17 protein-coding genes are annotated in these 20,666 nt (G+C 74.2%); 11 read left to right on the top strand and 6 right to left on the bottom strand.

Going from position 1 to position 20,666, the window contains the following annotated elements; translation table 11 throughout:
• Positions 1-36 precede the first annotated feature (36 nt).
• Complete coding sequence (locus ACWGH1_RS00380; protein WP_453355415.1) at positions 37-1,266, bottom strand: serine hydrolase domain-containing protein; 1,230 nt, start codon at positions 1,264-1,266, stop codon at positions 37-39.
• Between the two features lie 224 nt (positions 1,267-1,490).
• Between ACWGH1_RS00380 and ACWGH1_RS00385 the strand changes: the two genes are divergently transcribed.
• From ACWGH1_RS00385 to ACWGH1_RS00395, 3 genes are all read left to right on the top strand, one after another.
• The gene (locus ACWGH1_RS00385; RefSeq protein ID WP_453355414.1) at positions 1,491-5,255 is read left to right on the top strand and encodes an nSTAND1 domain-containing NTPase; all 3,765 of its coding nucleotides are present in this window, start codon (positions 1,491-1,493) and stop codon (positions 5,253-5,255) included.
• 268 nt (positions 5,256-5,523) lie between these two features.
• On the top strand, positions 5,524-6,399 hold the full coding sequence (locus tag ACWGH1_RS00390; RefSeq protein WP_453408273.1) for a C40 family peptidase: 876 nt from the start codon (positions 5,524-5,526) through the stop codon (positions 6,397-6,399).
• Positions 6,400-6,445: 46 nt separating this feature from the next.
• Positions 6,446-6,832 carry a hypothetical protein gene (locus ACWGH1_RS00395; protein ID WP_453357830.1) on the top strand — a complete coding sequence of 129 codons (387 nt, stop codon included), beginning with the start codon at positions 6,446-6,448 and terminating at the stop codon, positions 6,830-6,832.
• 83 nt (positions 6,833-6,915) lie between these two features.
• Here ACWGH1_RS00395 and ACWGH1_RS00400 read toward each other — a convergent pair whose 3' ends face one another.
• Positions 6,916-7,077, bottom strand: a complete 162-nt coding sequence (locus ACWGH1_RS00400; RefSeq protein ID WP_190183959.1) for a hydrophobic protein — start codon at positions 7,075-7,077, stop codon at positions 6,916-6,918.
• A gap of 93 nt (positions 7,078-7,170) precedes the next feature.
• Entirely contained in the window at positions 7,171-7,815 is a 645-nt protein-coding gene (locus ACWGH1_RS00405) for a flavodoxin family protein (RefSeq protein ID WP_453357709.1), read from the bottom strand.
• A gap of 184 nt (positions 7,816-7,999) precedes the next feature.
• On the opposite strand from ACWGH1_RS00405, the gene ACWGH1_RS00410 reads away from it, so the two are divergent.
• Together ACWGH1_RS00410 and ACWGH1_RS00415 are read left to right on the top strand one after the other, a co-directional pair.
• Entirely contained in the window at positions 8,000-8,218 is a 219-nt protein-coding gene (locus ACWGH1_RS00410) for a hypothetical protein (RefSeq protein ID WP_453357710.1), read from the top strand.
• Positions 8,219-8,383: 165 nt separating this feature from the next.
• Complete coding sequence (locus ACWGH1_RS00415) at positions 8,384-8,950, top strand: hypothetical protein (RefSeq protein WP_453408274.1); 567 nt, start codon at positions 8,384-8,386, stop codon at positions 8,948-8,950.
• A gap of 24 nt (positions 8,951-8,974) precedes the next feature.
• On the opposite strand, the gene ACWGH1_RS00420 is transcribed toward ACWGH1_RS00415, so the two are convergent.
• Both ACWGH1_RS00420 and ACWGH1_RS00425 read right to left on the bottom strand, forming a co-directional pair.
• Positions 8,975-9,469, bottom strand: a complete 495-nt coding sequence (locus ACWGH1_RS00420) for a hypothetical protein (protein ID WP_453355979.1) — start codon at positions 9,467-9,469, stop codon at positions 8,975-8,977.
• A complete protein-coding gene (locus ACWGH1_RS00425) occupies positions 9,466-11,964 on the bottom strand; it encodes a molybdopterin oxidoreductase family protein (protein WP_453355980.1) in 2,499 nt (832 codons plus the stop codon). Before ACWGH1_RS00425 ends, ACWGH1_RS00420 begins: the two co-directional genes overlap by 4 nt.
• A 298-nt stretch (positions 11,965-12,262) precedes the next feature.
• Here ACWGH1_RS00425 and ACWGH1_RS00430 point away from each other — a divergent pair, with 298 nt between their 5' ends.
• The 4 genes from ACWGH1_RS00430 to ACWGH1_RS00445 all read left to right on the top strand — a co-directional run bounded on the left by ACWGH1_RS00430 (position 12,263) and on the right by ACWGH1_RS00445 (position 16,099).
• Positions 12,263-13,348 (top strand): mechanosensitive ion channel family protein, encoded by a 1,086-nt coding sequence (locus tag ACWGH1_RS00430; RefSeq protein WP_453355981.1) that lies wholly within the window; start codon positions 12,263-12,265, stop codon positions 13,346-13,348.
• 59 nt (positions 13,349-13,407) lie between these two features.
• A complete protein-coding gene (locus ACWGH1_RS00435; protein WP_453408275.1) occupies positions 13,408-14,685 on the top strand; it encodes a pyroglutamyl peptidase in 1,278 nt (425 codons plus the stop codon).
• 126 nt (positions 14,686-14,811) lie between these two features.
• A complete protein-coding gene (locus ACWGH1_RS00440; protein ID WP_453357702.1) occupies positions 14,812-15,075 on the top strand; it encodes a hypothetical protein in 264 nt (87 codons plus the stop codon).
• A gap of 175 nt (positions 15,076-15,250) precedes the next feature.
• Positions 15,251-16,099: a transposase gene (locus tag ACWGH1_RS00445; RefSeq protein WP_453408276.1), complete on the top strand. Its 849-nt coding sequence runs from the start codon at positions 15,251-15,253 to the stop codon at positions 16,097-16,099.
• A 6-nt stretch (positions 16,100-16,105) separates the two neighbouring features.
• Here ACWGH1_RS00445 and ACWGH1_RS00450 read toward each other — a convergent pair whose 3' ends face one another.
• Complete coding sequence (locus tag ACWGH1_RS00450; RefSeq protein ID WP_453356033.1) at positions 16,106-16,543, bottom strand: VOC family protein; 438 nt, start codon at positions 16,541-16,543, stop codon at positions 16,106-16,108.
• 166 nt (positions 16,544-16,709) lie between these two features.
• Here ACWGH1_RS00450 and ACWGH1_RS00455 point away from each other — a divergent pair, with 166 nt between their 5' ends.
• On the top strand, positions 16,710-18,161 hold the full coding sequence (locus tag ACWGH1_RS00455) for an Ig-like domain-containing protein (RefSeq protein WP_453356034.1): 1,452 nt from the start codon (positions 16,710-16,712) through the stop codon (positions 18,159-18,161).
• 319 nt (positions 18,162-18,480) lie between these two features.
• On the top strand, positions 18,481-20,535 hold the full coding sequence (locus ACWGH1_RS00460) for an RICIN domain-containing protein (RefSeq protein WP_453408277.1): 2,055 nt from the start codon (positions 18,481-18,483) through the stop codon (positions 20,533-20,535).
• The last annotated feature ends 131 nt before the right edge of the window (positions 20,536-20,666 follow it).

Here is a 20,666-nt window from a genome sequence, read left to right on the forward strand (position 1 = left end):
GGATGACGCGCCGCAGTGCGCCCGGGCCGGGCGCGATCAGCGCACCCCGCCGTGCTCGGGCAGGTCCGCGTCGGCGGGGAGGGCGGCGAAGCCGCGGCCCGTGGCGCCCTTGGCGGCGGGCGGTGCGCCGCAGAACGCCGCTTCGAGGGTGCCGCCGAGCGCCGTGTTGGCCTCGCCCCGGTTGGAGGTGTTCGCCATGGCGGCGAGGCTGCGTGCGCCGTCGCGGGTGGCGAAGGCGTACGTGTAGAAGCCCTGGACGGTGCCCGTGTGGCCGTACACCGAGGTGCCGCAGGACAGGTCGTAGCGGCGCAGGCCCAGACCGTAGAAACGGGTGTTCGTCGCGTCGGTGGGCGTCATCGCGAGCATGGCGTCGAGCGTGCCGGGCGGCAGCAGCCTGCCGCCCAGCAGCGCGGAGACGAAAGTGTTCAGGTCGGCCGCGTTCGAGATCATCGCCCCTGCGGACTGGGCCCAGGAGACGGTCTGTTCGGTGGCGTCGACCGGTGCCGCCCCGGCCTCGTCGGGGTACAGGTAGCCGTGCGCGTGCGGGCCCTTGATCTCGGTCCGGGGGTGCACGTAGGAGGTGTTCCTGAGTTTCAGCGGCTTGATGATGCGGCGCTCGTACTCCTCGGCGACCGGGTTCCCCGTGACCTTCTCGATGAGCATGCCGACGACGACGAAGTTGGTGTTGGAGTACCTGTACGCCGCGCCGGGCTCGGAGGTGCGCGGCTCGCGCAGGGAGAGGTCCACCAGTTCGCGGTAGCCGAACACCTTGGTGCGGACGGCCTCGAAGCCGGGAACGGTCCGGTCGAACATGGCGTTGGTGTAGTCGGCGAGCCCGCTGCGGTGGGTGAGCAGGTGGCGCACCGTGATCCGGTCGTCGGGCAGCAGGCCCGGCAGGTAGTGGCCCACGGGCCGGTCCAGGCCGATCTTGCCCTCGTTCACCAGTTGCAGCAGCACCACGGTGGAGAAGGTCTTGGTGACGCTGCCGATCCGGAAGCGGGAGTTGGGGTCCATGGCGGCGCCTGTGCTCCGGTCCTGGACACCGACGGCCTTCGTCCGCACGCCCGCAGGGCCGGTGAGCCGGGCCATGGCGCCGGGCGCTCCGGCGGCGGTGGTGTTCCGCAACGCCCGGGTCAGGGCAGCCAGGTCCGGCGCGGGGGCGGGTGCGGGTGCGGATGCGGGCGGCGCGGCGTACGCGGTGGCGGTGGGCGCGAGCCCGGACATCATCACGATCAGGGCGGCGCTGACGGCCAGGCGACGGTCCATGGTCAGGGACACGTTGCTCCTCAACTCGGTTGGCGGCGCGAAGTGGCGGTCGCAGCCTACGCATGCACGGGGTCCGTCGGACGCCATGACCGTCCCGGGCGCTCCGGACTTGACGGGCCCCGGCCGTCCGGCCGGTGAGGGGCCGTCAACCGGGGTGTCCCCCAGAGCGGACGAACTCGTTCCCCGTCAGGCGTACGCCGCGTCCGCGCGGGAAGGTAGGCCCCGTGCCGACGGACGACGAGACCCTCGACGAATTCGCCGCCGAGCTACGACGCCTGCGCCGGCGGCGCAACGTGTCGCTCTCGGACCTGGCCCGCTCGATCCACTACAGCAAGGGCTACCTCAGCAAGATCGAGAACGGGCGCAAGCCGCCCACCCCCGACGTCGCCCGCAGATGCGACGAGGCCCTCGACGCGGGCGGTGAACTGGTGCGCCGGGTCCCCCGGGCACCGGCCGTTCCCCAGGCCCGCACCGAGGGCGACGGGCCCGGCACCGAAGGTTCCGGCGCGCCCTGCCCCTACCGGGGGCTGGCCGCCTACGGACCGCAGGACGCCGAGTGGTTCTTCGGCCGCGAGAGCGCCACCGCCGAGCTGACCGGGCGGCTCGCCGAGCGGATCGGGCACGGCGCGGTGGCCGTCGTGGCCCCGTCCGGGGCCGGAAAGTCCTCGCTGCTGCGCGCCGGGCTGCTGCCCGCGTTGCGCCGGGGCGCGCTGCCGGTCGCGGGGTCGCGGGACTGGCCGGCCGTGGTGTGCGCGCCGGGGGCGCACCCCCTCAAGGAGCTGCTGCGCGGTGCGGCGGACGTGCTCGGGGCCGCGGCGGCGGGGATCACCCCCGAGGAACTGGCCGAGCGCCCGGACCGGCTGCCGGAAGCGGTGGCGGGCTCCCTCGGCCGGCCCGGGCTGGTGCTCCTCGTCGACCAGTTCGAGGAGGTGTTCACGCTCTGCGAGGACGACCGGGAGCGCGGGGCCTTCGTCCGCGTGCTGCACTCCCTGGCCGTGTGCCCCGCCGTCGCCGTCGTCATCGGGCTGCGGGCCGACTTCTGCGGGCACTGCCTCGACCACCCGGAACTGGTCGAGGTGTTCACCCACGGCCTGTTCGCCCTCGGCCCGATGTCCGACGGGCAGCTGCGCCACGCCGTCTGCGAGCCGGCCGCACGCGCCGGGCTCACCCTGGAGACCGGCCTGGTCGAGCTGCTGCTGCGTGACCTGGGGGACCGCCCGGCGGCCCACGCCGGCTCCCTTCCGCTGCTCGCCCACGCCCTGCTCGGCACCTGGCAGCAGCGCACCGGCAGAACCCTCACGGTGGCCGGATACGAGATGACCGGCGGGATCCGCGGAGCGGTCGGGCGCACCGCCGAGTCCGTGTTCGCCCGGCTGGAGGCGGCCGAGCGGCGCATCGCGCGCCAGCTGCTCACCAGGCTCGTGCACATCGTGGACGGTGCCGGCGCCCAGACCCGCAGGCCGGTCGAACGGGACCGGCTGCTGCGGCAGGTACCGGATCCCGGCGCGGGCGGGCGGGTGCTGGACGCCTTCATCGAGGCCCGGCTCGTGACCGCCGACGGGGCGTCGGTGGAGATCACGCACGAGGCGCTGCTGCACGCGTGGCCGCGGCTGCGCGAGTGGATCGAGTCGGACCGGGCGGCCCTCGTGGTGCGCCAGCGGGTCTCCGACGCCGGCGCGGAGTGGGTGCGCGGCGGGCGCGACCCCAGCCTGCTGTTCCGGGGCGCGCGGCTCGCCGGGGTCCGGGAGTGGGTCGAGCGGCAGGACCCGGCCCAGCTCGGCCCCGAGGAGCGGGAGTTCATCGCCGCGTGCGAGGCCGAGGAGGAGCGGCGCGGCCGGGCGGTGCGGCGCCAGAGCAGGATCCGCCGGGCCCTGGTGATCACTTTGGCGGGGCTGCTCGCGGTGGCGCTGGCGGCCGGCGGGCTGGCCTTCGAGCAGCGTTCGCAGGCGCTGGACCAGCGGCGGACGGCGCAGTCGCAGGCCATGGCGGTACGGTCCCGGGCCCTGGCGGCGGGACAGCCGGAGGCCTCCATGCTGCTCGCGGCCGCCGCCTACCGCACGGCTCCCACCGCGGAGGCCCGGGGAGCGCTCCTGAGCAGTCAGGCGCAGTACTTCGCCGGGCGGCTGGGCGGGCACCGCGGGGCGGTCAACTCCGTCGCGTACAGCCCGGACGGGAAGCTGCTGGCCTCGGCGAGTTCGGACGCCTCGGTCCGGCTGTGGGACGCGGACGGCCGCCGGCTCGTCGGTACCTTCACCGGGCACACCGGGGCGGTGGCCTCGGTGGCCTTCGCGCCCGACGGCGGCCGGCTGGCGACGGCGGGGGCGGACGGGACGGTGCGGCTGTGGGACGTGGGGGCGCGGCGGCTCACCGCGACCCTGACGGGGCACCGCGGTCCCGTCCGGTCGGTGGCGTTCAGCCCGGACGGCCGCAGCCTGGTCTCCGGCGGCCTCGACGACACCGTGCGGCTGTGGGACCTGCCGGGCGGCACGGAGCGGGCGGTGCTCACCGGGCACGACGACGCGGTGATGGCCGTTGCGTTCAGCCCGGACGGCTCCCGCGTCGCCTCGGCCGGTGCCGACCGGAGCGTGCGGCTGTGGGATACGGCGGGCCCCGGCCGTCCGGTGGTGCTCTCCGGTCACACCGATCAGGTGCTCGGGATCGCCTTCGCCCCGGACGGCAGCACCCTGGCCTCCGGCGGAGCCGACCGGACGGTGCGGCTGTGGGACCTGCCGGGCGGCACGGAGCGGGCGGTGCTCACCGGCCACGGCGACGACGTGAACGCCGTCGCTTTCAGCCGTTCGGGGGACACCGTGTTCAGTGCGAGCGGTGACGGCACGGTGAAGTCGTGGGATCCGGTAAGCCGCAAGGTGATCAACACGCTGTCGGGTCATACCGATTACGTGCTCGCCGTCGCCGCCGGGCCCGGGGAGCAGCTCGCCACCGGCGGGTTCGACCAGTCGGTGGTGCTGTGGGACCCCGGCCGGGCCGCGCTGGCCATCCGGCCGTTCAGCGAGGCGTGGCAGTCGGCCTTCTCGCCGGACGGCCGGCTGCTGGCGTCGGCGCAGGCGGACCACACCGTACGGGTCTGGGAGCCCGGACGGCGCCGGCTGCTCACCACCCTGACCGGTTCCGGGGGTTCGGTGTTCGCCGTCGCTTTCTCACCGGACGGGCGTCTGATCGCCGCCGCGGGGGCCGACCGTACGGTCAGGACCTGGGAGGCGGCGAACGGGAAGGCGGCCGCGGTGCTGACCGGTCACGGCGGCTCGGTCTTCGCGGTGGCGTTCTCCCCGGACGGCCGGACGCTCGCCTCGGCCGGCGCGGACCACACCGTCGTCCTGTGGGACGTGGGCACGGGGCGGCGGGAGGCGACCCTCGACGCCCATCAGGACTTCGTCAATGCCGTGGCGTTCAGCCCGGACGGCCGGACGCTCGCCTCCGGGAGCGACGACCTGACGGTACGTCTGTGGGACGTGACGGACGTACGGGCCGCGGGGCGGGCGCCGCGGGCGGTACTGCGCGGCCACACCGGCTCGGTCCGCGGAGTGGCGTTCTCCCCGGACGGACGGATCCTCGCCAGCGGCGGCAACGACGGTACGGTGCGGTTGTGGGACACCGCCCGGCTCGCCTCGGCCGGTACCCTCGCCGGGCACAGCGGTTCGGTACGGGCGGTTGCGTTCAGCCCCGACGGCAAGGTGCTGGCGAGCAGCGGCAGTGACCAGAGCGTGAAGCTCTGGGATCCGCGCCGCGCGCAGCAGACCGCTACCCTCAACGGCCATACGGGTGCCGTCTGGGGCGTCACCTTCGACCCGGCGCGGCCGGGCACGCTGGCGAGCAGCAGCAACGACGGCACCGTACGGCTGTGGGACACCGACGCCGCCGGGCGCACCGCCCGGCTGTGCCGCCTCCTGGGGGACACCGGCCCCGGGCGCTGGGCCGCGCTGCTGCCCGGTCTGCCCTACCGGAGCGTGTGTCCGGCGGCTGCCGGCTGAACTGCGGGAAGGGCCCGTTTCCCGGGGCGTTTCCCGTTTCCCAACGGCACGGGCGACGCGTGGCGTCTCGACAGCGGCGCCCCGCGCGGCCCAGTCTCGAACCACCGCAGCCGGTGGCCGTGTTCCGACCGGAACCGCCGTCACCGGCCGGCCTTGCGGGACTTGCGGCCGGCGGCGCGGAAGCGGGGCGGCCGCGGAGCACGAAGGGGGAGACCCCGTCGTGGGCCACGGAGCCGGCGGGAACAACGGGGAGAACGGGGAACCAGGCATGCGCACCATCCTTGACAGAACGAGGCGCGCCCTCGCGGCGGCCGGCCTCCTGGCACTCTGCGCCGTGGGCGCCACGGCCCAACCGGCGGGCGCCGCCCCGCCGTCGCGGGCCGCGGCAGCCGCCGACGGCGGCTGCGACGTCCTCGCGCCGGGCGGGTCCGGCGCCGCGCAGGCCGCGGTCCGGGCCGCCTGCTCGCAGATCGGCGTCTGGTACACGTGGGGAGGCGGCCACGGGCCGCAGCCGGGCCCCACCTACGGGCAGGTGGATCCTTCCGATCCGGCCAGCCAGCACGACCCGGAACGAAGGGGGTTCGACTGCTCGGGCCTCGTCCGGTACGCCTACGCACAGGCCACCGGTCAGGACGTCCTGGCCGGCACGGCCAACGCCCAGTACCACTCGTCCCGGGTCACGGCGCGGTTCGGCGCGTCCCAGGGCACCGGACCGCTGCTGCCGGGTGACCTGCTGGCCTGGGGCGGGGACAACAGCATCCACCACATCGCCGTCTACCTCGGCGCGGGAAAGATGGTCGAGGCCCGGCAGTCCGGCACCCACGTGATGGTCAGCGACGTCCGGCTCGGCGGCGACTACAACGGGGCCGTACGCATCGGTGCCGAACCCGGACAGGGCGGCACCTTCTCCACCTGGGGCACGGACGTGTGGACGCACGCCGAACCGTCCACGACCAGCGCGCGGGTCCACAAGTTCGACGGCCCGACGCGGGTGCGGATCGGTTGCCAGAAGCACGCCCAGCCCGTGGACGCCGAGGGCTACCACAACGACGCCTGGTCCTACCTGCCCGACTACCAGGCCTGGATCACCAACATCTACGTCCAGGGTCCCGCCTGGCTGGACGGCGTCCCCACCTGCCCCTGACACGTCTTCACCCACACCGACAACAACGGATTTCGAGGAGTACACCGTGAACGTACGCAAGAAGATCGCCCTGCTGACCGGTGCGGCCGCCCTCACGGCCGCCCTGACCGCCACCGGACTGCCCGCGGCGAGCGCCGCGCCCGCCGCCCCCGCCAAGCCCGCCGCCGACTGCGGCGTCCACTCGGACGGCCGGCTCTACTGCGGCAACAAGGTCGGCGCCAAGGGGTACGCGGACCGCTCGTACCGCTCCGCCACCCGCGGCACGCTCACCACCGGTTACAACTGGTTCGTGTGCTGGGGCCACGGCGACCCGCACCAGGGGCAGAACGACATCTGGTACTGGACCCAGCTGGACAACGGCGCCTGGGGCAACGTCCCCGCCGTCGACCTCTACACGAACAACGACCCGGCCTACGGCCTGCGCCAGTGCTGAGCCGCGCCTGAGCCGGACAGCGCGGTGGGGCCCCCTCCCGGTCGGGAGGGGGCCCCATTCGTGTGCGCGTGTGCGGCGGTGCGCTACCAGCGGTACCAGCGTCCGCCACCGCCCGCGGGACGGGCGACGAAGCCGATGAGCCACAGCACCAGGACCGCGATCGCGACCCACCACAGCACCTTCACCGCGAAGCCCGCGCCGAACAGGATGAGAGCGAGCAGAAGGACGAGAAGCAGGGGAACCATAGTTATCAACCTCCGAAGTGGCGACTGCCCCGGTCGGCCCTCCCCATGCGCGCGAACCGCCCGGTTCTTCACGGCGGCGGGCCGGCGGCCGGGTCAGCTCGGCGGGTACGCGGCCGCCTTGAGGCAGCGGGCCAGGTGCGCGGTGTTCGCGGCGAGGGTGGCGGTGGTGCCCGCGGTCGCCTCGGGCGTCTTGTCGAGGTCCTGGTAGTCGGTGCCCTGCATCGCCTCGCCGACCCAGTAGGTGACGGCACCGGGCGCCAGACTGAAGCCGACGTCGTTCAGCCCCTGGAAGAGGTCGGCACTGACCTTGTGGGCACCGTCCTCGTTGCCGACCACGCACACGGCCGCGGCCTTGCCGTAGGTGAGCGGGCGGCCCTGGTCGTCCGTCTCGGACAGTTCCGCGTCCAGGCGCTCCAGGACGCGCTGGGCGACGCTGGAGGGATGGCCCAGCCAGATCGGTGTGGAGATGACGAGGATGTCGCTGGCGAGGACGGTCTCGCGGATCCCGGGCCAGGCGTCTCCGTCGCCCATGTCGGTCCGCACTCCCGGCTTGACGTCGTGGTCGGCGATCCGGATCACCTTGCCGGTCACGCCGTGTCCGGCCAAGGCCTCCATCGTCTGCTCGGCCAGCAGGTGGGAGCTGGAGCGGTCCGGCGAAGGAGAAAGGCTGCAGACCAGCGCGACGGCGCGCAGCGGGGTCGTGGAGGAGACGGTGGTTCGGTTCGGTGTCGTTTCCATACCCGGGCACGTGCCCTCCCGCCGCGGTTTCTACCGGGCCGTCGTGCCTTTCCCGAGGGCCGGAAGGTACCCCCTGGACCACACGCTCGGTCACGGAAAAGGTGCGCTCCGTAGCGGACCGTGGCAGCGTCGTCGGCGGAGGCCGATGGGGCCCTCCGCACGAGAGCAAGGAGTGTGAACCGTCATGGGCGGTATGCGGGACAAGAACCAGCCGGGCAAGGGCCGCGAGGAGCAGGAGCACCAGCGGCAGCAGAAGCCCGGCCAGGACCCCGGCTCCATGCGGCCCGGTGGCCGCCAGCGCAAGCCGGGTGAGGTGTCGCACGACCGCGCCCTCGACGACGACACGATGCGCGACGACACGATGCGCGACGACGACATGGACATGCCCCGCGGCGAGCGCTGAACCTGCGGCTCGGCATTCAGGGCTCCGGCCGGTGGCGGACCACCGGCCGGAGTTCGCCGCGCCCGGCGACCGGCGGCGGCGGGGAGCGGCGGCCGGGCCATGCGGCCGGTTCCCGCGGGTAGGCGCACCAGCGGGGACCGCGCGCGTGGCGGAAGGAGGCTCGACATGGCCCGGGTTTCGGTGGAAGGGGCGGAAGTCGTCGTGCGGCTGTCCTTGCGCGAGCGGCTGGCCGTCCGCCGCCGACGGGACGTCCGGGTCCCGCTGGCGGCGGTGCACGAGGTCGCGGTGGAGTCCAGCTGGTGGCGCGTGCTGCGCGGCGTACCGGACCGGGGCAGCTGGCACCCCGGGCGCTGTACGGGGATCCGGCGCTCGCCGGAGGGCGCGGACTTCGTCTCCGTGCGGGCCGACGACTCCGTGCTGCGACTGGAGCTCGGCGGCGACGCGGCGTTCCGCCGGATCGCGGTGAGCGTTCCCGACGCGGAGGAAACCGCGCGGACGCTGCGCTCCCTGATCTGCGCGGCTCCGCCGCCGGACGGCGCGCAGGAGGGGGACGAGGCGAACGGGGGACGCCCTGAGCAGCCGCCGCACCGGCCGCTGCTGCAACACGAGGGCGGCACGGTGGACGATCACGGCCGGGCGCCCGGGGCTCCTTCGCGGACCGGGACGGGCGCGCAGCCGAAGGCCGACGACGAGCGGGTGCGCAGGGCCAACGAGCGCGACGGCGGGTCCTGAGCCGCCGCCGTGGCCGGGGGCAGGTCAGGGGCCGGCCAGGATCTGTGGCGACAGGGTTTTGATCATCGTGTTGGCCCAGCGGACCTGCCGCAGCGTCTGGGGATGGCAGGAGGACGCTAGTGCCAGGAGGCGGGCGTCGCGGGTGGCCCGCGCCGTCTGCGCCAGCATCTCCCAGTGCAGCGAGTTCTCGGCGGCGGCCAGGTAGAGGTCCTTGAGGTCGTGCAGCAGGAGCAGACCGGGGTCGGGGCGCCGCCCGAGGGCCTCCGCCGCCTTCTCCCGCAACCCGCCGAGGCGGCTGCCCGGGTCCGGGTGGCGGGGCGGCCCGTCGAGGTCCAGCCCGTAGTGCCGGCCCGTCTCGGCCAGGCGGGCGGCGTGTTCGCGGGACCACCGGGCGAGGTCGAGGGCGACGTGGTGCACCTCGTGTTCGGTGCGGTGCCGCTCGGCCGCAGCCAGCAGTTCCCGCTCCAGGTGCCGTTCACCGTGGTGCAGCGTGCGCAGCGTCAGAGTGATGCCGTTCATGACCGGGCCGCCTCGCCGGATGTGCCGTCATGTGGGAAACCGTCCGTGCTCTGGGTGGCGTGGGCCTCGGGGCCGCCCGTGGTCGGGCGGATCCCGCCGCGGCCGGCCGGGGCGGACGCGGTGGTGGTCGGGGCGGGTGCCGGCGTTCCGTCGCCGCGCCGGACCAGGGTGAGGCGGGCGGCGGCGGTCTTGAAGAGCGGCTGCTTGGACACGGGGTCCCAGTCGGTGACGGTGGTTTCGTTCGCCGCTCTGCCCGGTCCGTCCCCGGACGGCCCGTAGCCCTCGGCGGTGTCCCAATAGCCGTAGTGGAACGGGACGAAGAGCAGGCCCTCGCGGATCGCGGTGATCCGCAGCGTGCCGCGCAGGGAGCCGCGGGGCGTGCCGACGTCCACCAGGTCGCCTTCGGCGAGCCCCCGGGCGGCCGCGTCGGCGGCGGACAGTTCCACCCACACCTCGGGCGCCGCCGCGTTCAGCTGCGGCACCCGGCCGGTCTTGGTGCGGGTGTGGAAGTGGTAGAGGGTCCGGCCCGTGGTGAGCTGGAGCGGGTACTCCTCGGAGGGCTCCTCGTGGGCGCCCTGGTACTCGGCGGCCTTGATGACGGCCTTGCCGTCCGGGTTGAGGGAGCGGTACTCCACCGCTTCCACGGAGGCTCCGGTGACGAGGTCCTTGCCGAAGCTCTCGCACACGTCCGGGTGGGCCCAGGTGATGCCGTCGGCGTAGAGGCGCTCGGTGCCCTCGGGGTGGTCCCGGTCGCACGGCCACTGGATGCCGCCGGCGCCGCGCAGCTTGTCGTAGGTGAGGCCGGTGTAGTCGCAGGGCCGTCCGGCGCTGCACCGCTTCCAGGCCTCGAACGCCTCCTCCGGGCCGTCCCAGCCGACGAGCGGGCCGCCGTCCTTGTCACGGAAGTCCATGCGGCGCGCGTAGTCGAGGAGGATCGCGAGGTCGGGGCGGGCGTCCCCGGGAGGCTCGACGGCCTTCTCGCTGAGGTGGACGGTGCGGTCCGCGTTGGTGAACGTACCGGTCTTCTCCCCCCAGGTGGCGGCGGGCAGGACCACGTCGGCCAGTTGCGCGGTCTCGGTGAGGAACAGGTCCTGTACGACGGTGAACAGCCGGTCCTGCGCCAGGACGGAACGGATCCGGCCTAGTTCGGGCAGCGAGACCGCCGGATTGGTGCCGCTGATCCACAGCATCCGGATGGACCCCTGCTCGGCGTAGCGGAACATCTGCATGGCGTGCGTGGGGGGCGCGTAGTGCGGGATCGTTGACGGTTCGACGTTCCACACGCGGGCCAGGTCCGCGACGTGCTGGTCGTTCTGCCAGTTCCTGAATCCCGGCAGGTCTCCGTTGGCCCCGCATTCGCGGGTGTTCTCCGCCGTGGGCTGCCCGTTCATCTGGAGCACTCCCGCGCCGGGCCGGCCGAGCATGCCGCGCACCAGGTGCAGGTTGTTGACCTGTACGGCGGCGGCCGTGGCCTGGTGGGACTGGTAGACCCCCTGGAGGACGGTGGACAGCAGCCGCTCGGCGGAGCCGAGCAGCTCGGCCGCCCCGGCGATGGCCGTCGCGGGGACGTCACAGATCGCGGAGGCCCAGCGGGGGGTACAGGAGTCGACGCGCTCGCGGAGTTCGTCGAAGCCGACCGTGTGCGCCTCGACGAACCCGCGGTCGACGCGACCGGTACGGATGATCTCGTGCAGCAGGGCGTTGAGCAGGGCGACGTTCGTCCCGGGGCGCGGCGCGAGGTGGACGTCCGCCCTGCGGGCCACCGGGGTGGGGCGGGGATCGACGCAGACAAGGCGGGGCGGGTCGGCTCCGTCGAGCCGGTCCAGTACGCGCATCCACAGGACGGGCTGGGTCTCGGCCATGTTGTGGCCGAAGAGCGCGAGGGTGTCCGCGTGGTCCACGTCCGCGTAGGAGCCGGGCTGGCCGTCACAGCCGAAGGACTCCTTCAAGGCCTCCGCCGCGGTGGCGGTGCACAGCCGGGTGTTGCCGTCGAGGTGGTTGGTCCCGATGCCCGCGCGCGCCAGTACCGCGAGGGTGTAGTACTCCTCCAGGAACAGCTGGCCGCTGGTGTAGAAGCCGATGGAGCCGGGGCCGCGCCGGTCCAGGAGTTCCTTCGAGCGGGCCACGATCCGCCCCATCGCGGTGTCCCAGTCGCAGGCGACGAGGCGGCCGCCGTCGCGGACGAGAGGGGTCGTCAGGCGGTCCGCGGAGGCGTTGGCCTGCCAGCCGAACAGGTCCTTGGGGCCGAGGCGGCCCCGGTTCACCCGGTCCCCCGCGCGCCCGCGGACGCCCACGATGCGCCCGTCGCGGACCGCGATGTCCATGGCGTCCCCGTCGGAATGCAGGAGGGACGCCGTCTGGACCCAGCGCTCGACGTCCTCGACCGCGGTCCCGGCGGCGAGGTGCATGTCGGTCCGTACGGGCCAAGCCGCCCCCCGCGCGTAGGGCGTACGGCCGCCCCACGGGTCCGCGATCCGGTCCACCGACGCTTCCATGGCCCACCTCCGCCGCTCTCCGGTCCCTCCACCGGCGCCTACCCGGGTGCGTGGCGTCCAAGCGGGGGGACCCGCCAGCCGTACCGGCGGCGGGGGCCGGCGGTGGCGGCGGCCCGGACGCCGGGGCACCCCGCCCCATGGGGCAGGATGGAAGCTCCCGTTCCCGAGGTGTCCGATCGCCCGAACGGCGGCCTCCGCACGACGAACTGACAGGTGACAAGGTGACGAAACACCCCATACGACGGCCCGCGGCGGCCGTCGCCACTCCCCCGGTCCGGCGCGGAACGGAGGGCCCGCGTTGAACCGGGACCTCGTCCTCCACGACTGGCTCGTGGCCGCCATCGCGCTGGCCGCCGGAGGCGTGGCCGCCCTCCTGCTGCGCGGCCTGCTGCGCTGGCTGGCCCGGCACGCCCTGCGGACCCGGTGGAGCGGCGACGACCTCATCGTCGACGCGCTGCGTACGCTCGCGCCGGGAGCGGCCGTCATCGCGGGCGCCGCGGTGGCCGCGGGGACGCTGCCCCTCACGAGCCGGATCGCGGGGATCGTGAACCAGTCCCTGACCGCGCTGCTGATCCTGTTCGCCACCTTCAGCGCGGCCCGGGTCATCGCCGGGCTGGTCCAGTCCGTGGCGCAGTCACGGACCGGTGTGGCGGGCTCGGCGACCATCTTCGTCAACATCACCCGCATCGTGGTGCTCACCATGGGCGTGCTCGTCGCGCTGGAGACCCTGGGCGTCTCCATCGCGCCACTGCTCACCGCACTCGGCGTGGGCGGCCTGGCGGTGGCGCTCGCCCTCCAGGACACCCTGGCCAACCTCTTCGCCGGCGTGCACATACTGGCGTCGAAGACGGTGCAGCCCGGTGACTACATCCGCCTCAGCAGTGGTGAGGAGGGATACGTCGTCGACATCAACTGGCGCAACACCGTGGTCCGCAACCTGTCGAACAATCTGGTCATCATCCCGAACGGCCGGCTGGCCCGGACGAACATGACCAACTACACGCAGCCCGAACAGCAGTTGTCGCTGCTCGTACAGGTGGGCGTGGGGTACGAGAGCGACCTGGAGCACGTCGAGCGCGTGACCCTGGAGGTGGTCGACACCGTGATGGCCGACATCAACGGCGCCGTGCCGGGACACGAAGGCGCGGTCCGCTTCCACACGTTCGCCGATTCGCGGATCAACTTCACGGCGATCCTCGGTGTCGGCGAGTTCAGCGACCAGTACCGGATCAAGCACGAGTTCATCAAGCGGCTGCACCAGCGGTTCCGGGAGGAGGGCATCTCGATCCCGGCCCCGACGCGCACCGTCGCGCTGCAACGGGAGGACGCGCCGCCGGTGCTGCTCCCGCACCAGCGCGAGGCCGGCCGGACGCCGGTTCGCTGAGCGGGCTGTCCGGAGAGGCCCTGGCCGGGCCCGGGCCCGGCTGTGTAATGTCACATCGCATGTTGCTCTTACGGCGCGCGGCGGCTGCCGCGTCCATCCTCTGCGCCCTCCTCCCGATCGCCGTCGCCGCCCCCGCGCAGGCGGCCGGCGGCGCCGCCTGCGGCACCGTCCTCAGCGTCCCCCCGGATGCCGAGCAAGCGCGGCTCGCGGACCCCCGTACCGCCGCCCTCATCGAGGGCGGCGGCTTCGGGGACTTCGTCCGGCGCTTCCCCGCCGCGCTGTGCGGGGTGCGCGGCCCGGCCGAAGCCGGCCGGCTGCTCGACAGCTGGGGCGGGGCGCTCTGGCAGTCCGCCGTGCGGCGGGCCCGGGACCGGCGGCCCGGGGGAGACCTGCCGGCCGGCGACGACCGGCCGCTGTACTGGACCCGGCTGGCGATGACCGCCCAGCTGGCGCGCTGGGAACCGGGGTTCGCCGTGGACCGCGCCGCGCTGCGCAGCCGGTTCGAGGACGCCTCGCGCGGCCTCACGGACAACGCGTTCCGGGCCACCCCCGGCGTCCGGCGCGTGTTCATCAGCGGTTTCGACCCGTTCGGGCTCGACACCGAGCTGCGCCGCGCGAACCCGTCCGGCTCCGCCGCCCTCCAGCTGAGCGGCCGGCGCATCACCCTCGCCGACGGGAGCCCCGCCGAGGTCCGCGCCGTCGTCCTGCCCGTGCGCTACGCCGACTTCGACGCCGGGATCGTGGAGCGGGCCTTCGCCCCCCGGCTGGCCGGGGGCGCCGCCCCGGCCGACGTCATCACCACCGTCAGCCAGGGCTACCCCGGCATCTTCACCCTCGAGGCGTGGGCCGGCCGGGCCCGCTCGGCGGACCCGTACCCCGACAACACCGGCGCCCTCTCGGGCGGCACCCGCGAGCACCCCGTGACCGCCCCGGGTCTCGGCCCGGGCGCCGAGTTCATCGCCACCACGCTGCCGGCCGGCGCGGTGACCGCGGCCGTCCAGGCGCCGTACCCGGTCCTGCTCAACACGGAGGTCACCGAGATCCCGGCGGGCGCCGCGGCCCCGGTGGACCGGCCCGACGGCCCCACCCCCGGCTCCCGGGCGGTGGCGGGCGGCGGGGGCGGCTACCTCTCCAACGAGGTGGCCTACCGTTCCAACCGGCTGCGCGGCGAACTCGCCCCGGCGCTGCCGGGCGGCCACCTGCACACCCCCGTCCTGACCGGGCTGCCGGCCGATCCGCAGCTGCTGACCGGCCCGGAGTTCGAGCGCAACGAGCGGGCGATCACCTCGGAGGTCCGCTCGGTCCTGGAGCACGCGGCCGCGCCGGCGTCACGCTGAACCGCGGCGGCCACGTCAGGGGCGGGCCGTACGGTCCGACGCGTACGCCCGCCCGTCAGCGCCGGAGAACAGCGACGCGGCGGGTGCTCCCCCGCTGAGCCGTCCGGCCTGGTTAACGTCTTCCCCATGAACACGTCGCGGCAGCCCTTCGAGATCCTGCTGGTTCCCACCAACGCCGAGAACCCGGGTGAAGCCTCCCCGGCCGGTGAACCCGTGCGCATCGCCGTCGTCCGGGCGACGGGCGAGACGGGCGCCTCGGGGTACCCGCGGTACGCGGGGGACGGCATGGAGGCGGACATCGATCCCGCCAGCGGCGTGGTGGAGGCCCTGCTCGTCGACGGCGCCGAACTGGATTACGGGCTCACCGCCGTGGCCAGGCCCCGCGCCTGACCACGGCCTCCCCGCACGGCGCGTCAACGCCCGGGCCGGCGCCGTATCCCGGGAGGAGGGAATCGGCCGGGCTGCCGGCCGGCTCGGCGTGCCACGCCCGGGGGCGCGGCCCGCCGGTGTTAGACAGGCAGGCCATGCCACCCGGCGTGGCGGCTCGGGCGGAGGAACGGGGCGGATGAACGATTCGACGGCAGGCACCCGGAACGTGCCGGACGCGGCCGCCGAGGCGCTCGCGGTGAAGACCTTGACCGACCGGGCGACCGGCGTGCTCATGGCGCTCGTCCCCTGCGACGCGCAGACGGCCGGCCGGCTCCTGACGGACGCCGGCCGGACCGCCCGCAGCGAGCCCCGGCAGACGGCCGAGGCCGTCGTCGCCCTCGTCAGCGGACGCGATCTGCCCGCCGGGCTGCGAGAGGCCCTGCGCGCCGCCATCCGTGGCGCCCGCACCACGACCGCCCCGTCCGGGCCGGGCCGCCCGGCCGCGCCGCGCCCCGATCCGCGCCGGGTGCGGGAACACCTGGGCCGGCTGCGCGACCTGCGCCGGCGCACCCTGGAGGCTCCCACCGACCCGGTGCTGCGCGGCCGGTTGGAGAGCGCCGCCGACGCCCTGTGCCTGCTCATGGGGCACCAGACCCCCCACGGGGCGCTGCGGGCCGCCGAGGTGCTCATCGCCGCCGGGCGGATGCGCGGCGGACCGGCCGTGACGCGCCGCCGGCAGTACCTCGCCGACCCGGCGTGGGCGGCGGTCGAGGCGCTCCTCCCCCCGGCCGTCCGGTTCGGGCACGCGCCGCGCCGCCTCGTCGAGGCGATGCTCTGGAAGGTCTCGACGGAGGCCTCCTGGACGGACCTCCCGGCGCACTACGGCCCCTGGCACACGGTGGCCGAACGGTTCCGCATCTGGTGCGCCGACGGCACCTGGGACCGGGTGACGGCGGCCGCCGGTCTCACCCACGGCGCCGCGGAGGACGACGGCCTGGACGACTGGACCACCCCCTGGCACCCCGCCCCCGCCGAGGACCGCTGACCGGGATCACCCCGCGGCCCCGAAATCGGGCAGGACGAGGCTGCCGTCGTCGGCGAGGGTGAACCCCGGGTTGTGGGCGATCTCCCAGGGGTGGCCGTCGGGGTCGGTGAAGGTGCCCGCGTAGCCGCCGTAGAAGGTGGTCGCCGGCGCGCTGGTGACGGTGGCTCCGGCGGTCCCCGCCGCCGCCACCAGCGCGTCGACCTCCTCGCGGTCGCGCACGTTGTGGGCGAGGACGATCCCGCCGAAGCCCGTGGGGCCGCTGTCCTCGATCCCGGAGTCCAGCGCCAGCTCCGCGCGGCTCCACAGGACCAGGGCCAGGCCGCCCGCCTGGAAGAAGACGGTCCCCTCGGTCTCCTGACCGCGCCAGCCGAGGCTCTCGTAGAACGCCCGGGAGCGGGCCAGGTCCGTGACGCCCAGGGTGATCAGGCTGATGCGCTGTTCCATGGCCGGAAGCTACCACCGCCTCCGCGGGCGGCGGCGCCCTTGCTCCGTGCGGGTTGTCTTGCGCGCTCGTTCGGCGGCACCACCCGAGCGGGTGATCATCATCAAGGCGGCCAATCGTTTTGATGGCGTGATCGGGCGGTGGGCGATCCGGGAAGGCTGCGTGGCGATGACATCGGCACACGGGGCAGGACGAAGCAGGTTGTGGGGCGCGCTCGCCGCGGTTGCCGGGGCCGCCCTGGTGGTGGCCGCGGCGCCGGGCCGGCCGCCGGCATCCGACGCCTCGCGGCTCGCCGCCGACGGCGCGGAGGCGGCCGTCACCCTGCTGGTCAGCAGGGCGCTCGACGACGGCCGCGGCAGTGTCGCCGTGCGGTGCGCGGTGGAGCAGGCCTTCCAGGCCGGACTGTGCGACGGCTGGCGGCAGCAGCGGGTGCTGGCGACGGCCTGGGGCGCCGGGTCGGTCCTGGGCGGGCCGGCCGGTTCGGCCGGTCCGGCACCCACGGTGGCGCTGCCCACGGACGCCGACGGGCCGCTCGACATCGCGCTCGTCGAACCCGGGCGGCTCACCGACGTCACGGTGCACGACCGGCACGGACGCTATGTGGGCGGCGCGCTGGACTCCGGGAACCGGCGCTGGTCCACCACCGAACCGCTGCGCGCCGGGGAGGAGTACACGGTGCGGGTCGGCGCCCAGGACGCGGCGGGCACACCGGTCGGCGTGACGATGGCGTTCCGGACGGCGCCGCCCACGGACGACGGGCGGCTCACGGTGGAGTTCGGGCCGAAGGAGGGTACGTACGGCGCGGGCCAGATCGTGACGGCCTCCCTCAGCCACCCGGTCCCGGCCACCGACCGGACGGCCCGGGCCCGGCTGGAGCAGGCGCTCCAGGTGACCTCGGAGCCGGCGGTGGAGGGCGGGTGGCACTGGGTCGACGATTCGACGCTGCACTACCGGCCGCGCACGTACTGGCCGGCCCACGCGGTGGTGCACGTACGCAGCGGTCTGGACGGGGTCGAGGTCCTCGAGCACACCTACGGCGGCTCCTCGGACGGCCTCGACCTCAGCATCGGGGACCGCATCGAGGCGGTCACCGACTCCGCCGCGCACGAGATGACCGTACGCCGCAACGGGCGGGTCATCCGGACGATCCCGGTCACCACCGGCAAGGCCGGGTTCCGCACCCGCTCCGGCGTCAAGGTGGTGCTGGGCAAGGAGTTGGAGGTCCGGATGCGCGGGGACTCCGTGGGCATCCAGCGCGGCACGAGCGAGTTCTACGACATGCCGGTCCGCTATGCCACGCGGGTGACGTGGAGCGGAGAGTACGTGCACGCCGCACCGTGGTCGGTCGAGGCGCAGGGCGAGGACAACGTCAGCCACGGCTGCACCGGCATGAGCACGGCGGATGCCGCCTGGTTCTTCGCGACGGTGCGCGAGGGGGACGTCGTGGAGGTGGTGAACAGCGGCGGCGAGAGGATGGCGCCGTTCGGGAACGGCTACGGCGACTGGAACCTGGACTGGCGGGCCTGGCAGGCGGGCAGCGCCCTCGCTGCCGCCCGTGAAGCCTCCTCCGTACCGCCCACGGCGGTCCACGCCTCTTCGCGGCTGCGGCCCCTCACCTGACGGGGCCGGTGGTCTCACCGCTTGTGACGGCGGGAATTCGGCTGGTAATAAATAGATGAATCGCTGACTGAATTACCGTCAACAAGCCTTTGGCTCATATCTCGATTACATAACGAGATGCCGATAAAAGGCCTGGACCAATGCCCATCGACGCGCGTAACTTCCTTGTAGAGCAAGGAATATGAGGGTTCATCAAATACGGCCACATAGGTAACGGTCAGATATCACGGACCCCTTTCCCGTTTGTCCGAATTCTCCGGGCGACCCGTCTGGCAGGCTTCCGCGCACCCACTCTTCCGACCAACGAGTTGAGGTGCGCATGACCAGACATCGCAGACGACCCGAACACCGGCGCAAACCCCGGCGGTTCATACTCATCACCGCCGCCATGGCCACGGCGGCGGTGATAGCGGGGGGACTCGCCTACTCCGGACTGGCCGACGGCGCCCAGGCGGCCCAGCCAGCACAGGCCGAAGCACTCCCCCAGACGTTCGCCCCGGCCGCCGCACCGGCCAGGGACCAGGAGCCGGCGCCCCTGTCGGCCGCGCCCGCGAACGAGAACACCCGCGGCATGATCTACGACGGCCTCAAGGCCGCGCCCAAGGGCGACCGTTGCGTCGGCGTCTACCGCACCGAAGCGGGGCAGTGCACCCACGGCCCCGACGCGCCGCCCAAGGGCGTCGACATCAAGGCCGAGATACCCCCGGCGGTCAAGACGACGGCGGCCGCGGCCGATCCGGCCCACCCCGAGGCCGCCGCCCCCGCGAGCACCGAAGGCGACGGGCGTCCTCAGGACGCGCCCGCCGCCGACGCGCGCACCGCCAAGGCGGCCGCCGCCCCCGCGCCCGCGCCGTCGTCCGGCGGCCAGGCCGTCGCCACCGGTCCCGCGGGCCAGACCGTCCAGTGCGACGGCGACGGCAGCACCGGCAACCGCGTCCAGGTGGTCTACGTACACGGCCCCGACCGCGACCGGTACTCCGAGTACGTCGCCTCGTTCCGCAAGTGGGCGGCCGACGCGGACCTGATCTACTCGACGAGCGCCCAGGAGACCGGTGGCGTCCGGCACATCCGCTACGTCACGGCCGCCGACTGCACCCCGACGGTGCTGAACATCGAACTCCCCGCGTCCGCCCTCTCGGAGTTCAGCGCGACCAACAACGCGCTCGCCGGCAAGGGACTCGACCGCCGCGACCGCAAGTACATGATCTTCGCCGAGACCCAGGTCTACTGCGGCATCGGCACGTTCAACGGCGACGAGCGGCACGGCCAGGACAACCTGAGCAACTTCGGCCCGTCCTACGGCCGGACGGACTCCGGCTGCTGGGGCGGCCACACCGCGGCGCACGAACTCGGCCACAACCTGGGGGCGGTCAACAACAGCGCCCCGAACACCAGCCGCGGCGCGCACTGCACGGACGAGTACGACGTCATGTGCTACTCGGACACCCCGTACTACCCGCAGATGCGCTACGTGTGCTCCAACCAGGCCGCCGAGAACATCCTCGACTGCAACCACGACGACTACTTCCACACCAACCCCAAGCCGGGCAGCTACCTCGCCACGCACTGGAACATCGCCGACAACCAGTTCCTGATGCGCACGGGCGGCGGGGGCGGGACCGACCCGAACCCGGGCCCGAAGCCGACGCCCACGCCCAGCCCCAAGCCGACCAAGAGCCCGACCGGCGGTCCGGCGGTGACGGCGGGACAGCTCAAGGCCGACTCGGTCGTCGTCAGCTGGCCCAAGGTCGAGGGCGCGGCCTGGTACCAGGTACTGCTGAACGGCAAGCACCTGACCTGGACGCAGTCCCAGGTCCTGCGCATCTACAACCTCCAGCCCGGTACGGACTACAAGGTCGCCGTGTCGGTCCGCGACGGCGCCGGCCGGGACAGCGGCCCCGGCCGCACCACGTCCTTCCGTACGGTGGGCGCCGGCGGCGGCGCCACCACCCCCGGTGCCCGCTACACGCTCGGCAACGGCAGCACCGGCATGGCCGCCGAGCTGTGGGGCGGCCGGACCGCCGACGGCACGGTCCTCGTCGGGGCGCGGGCCAACGGCTACGCGCCGCAGCAGTGGTACTTCGACGACGCGGGCGGCGGGCTCGTACGGATCCGCTCCGCGGCCTCCGGCAAGTGCCTCCAGGCCGGCAGCGCACCGGCCGCCGGAGTCTGGGTCGCACAGCAGCCGTGCGGCAGCAACTCCGCCCAGAACTGGCGGGTTTCCTCGCGCGGGGGCGCGGTGACCGTCGCGGACGCGTCCGGCGGCTACGCCCTGACCGTGAGCAACCGGCCCTACTACGGAAACTGGCTGCTCGACCTCCAGCGTGCCGACGGCCGCGCCACGCAGGTGTGGACGGTCCAGAAGGCCGGCTGACCTGCCGCACCCGACCGGCAGTGGGGGGGGGGGGGCCGGGCCCCCCCCCCCCGCCCCCCCCCCCCCCGGGGCCCCCCCCCCCCCCCCCGGCGCCCCCCCCCCCCGCGGCGCCGCCCCCCCCCCCGCCCCGG

This window comes from Streptomyces sp. NPDC054883 (assembly GCF_053610645.1).

Bases quoted from the DNA above. Each gene is read 5' to 3' on its own strand.
- ACWGH1_RS00380 (WP_453355415.1), bottom strand. From the start codon at position 1,266: ATGGACCGTCGCCTGGCCGTCAGCGCCGCCCTGATCGTGATGATGTCC.
- ACWGH1_RS00390 (WP_453408273.1), top strand. From the start codon at position 5,524: ATGCGCACCATCCTTGACAGAACGAGGCGCGCCCTCGCGGCGGCCGGC.
- ACWGH1_RS00400 (WP_190183959.1), bottom strand. From the start codon at position 7,077: ATGGTTCCCCTGCTTCTCGTCCTTCTGCTCGCTCTCATCCTGTTCGGC.
- ACWGH1_RS00405 (WP_453357709.1), bottom strand. From the start codon at position 7,815: ATGGAAACGACACCGAACCGAACCACCGTCTCCTCCACGACCCCGCTG.
- ACWGH1_RS00410 (WP_453357710.1), top strand. From the start codon at position 8,000: ATGGGCGGTATGCGGGACAAGAACCAGCCGGGCAAGGGCCGCGAGGAG.
- ACWGH1_RS00415 (WP_453408274.1), top strand. From the start codon at position 8,384: ATGGCCCGGGTTTCGGTGGAAGGGGCGGAAGTCGTCGTGCGGCTGTCC.
- ACWGH1_RS00420 (WP_453355979.1), bottom strand. From the start codon at position 9,469: ATGAACGGCATCACTCTGACGCTGCGCACGCTGCACCACGGTGAACGG.
- ACWGH1_RS00425 (WP_453355980.1), bottom strand. From the start codon at position 11,964: ATGGAAGCGTCGGTGGACCGGATCGCGGACCCGTGGGGCGGCCGTACG.
- ACWGH1_RS00435 (WP_453408275.1), top strand. From the start codon at position 13,408: ATGTTGCTCTTACGGCGCGCGGCGGCTGCCGCGTCCATCCTCTGCGCC.
- ACWGH1_RS00440 (WP_453357702.1), top strand. From the start codon at position 14,812: ATGAACACGTCGCGGCAGCCCTTCGAGATCCTGCTGGTTCCCACCAAC.
- ACWGH1_RS00445 (WP_453408276.1), top strand. From the start codon at position 15,251: ATGAACGATTCGACGGCAGGCACCCGGAACGTGCCGGACGCGGCCGCC.
- ACWGH1_RS00450 (WP_453356033.1), bottom strand. From the start codon at position 16,543: ATGGAACAGCGCATCAGCCTGATCACCCTGGGCGTCACGGACCTGGCC.
- ACWGH1_RS00455 (WP_453356034.1), top strand. From the start codon at position 16,710: ATGACATCGGCACACGGGGCAGGACGAAGCAGGTTGTGGGGCGCGCTC.
- ACWGH1_RS00460 (WP_453408277.1), top strand. From the start codon at position 18,481: ATGACCAGACATCGCAGACGACCCGAACACCGGCGCAAACCCCGGCGG.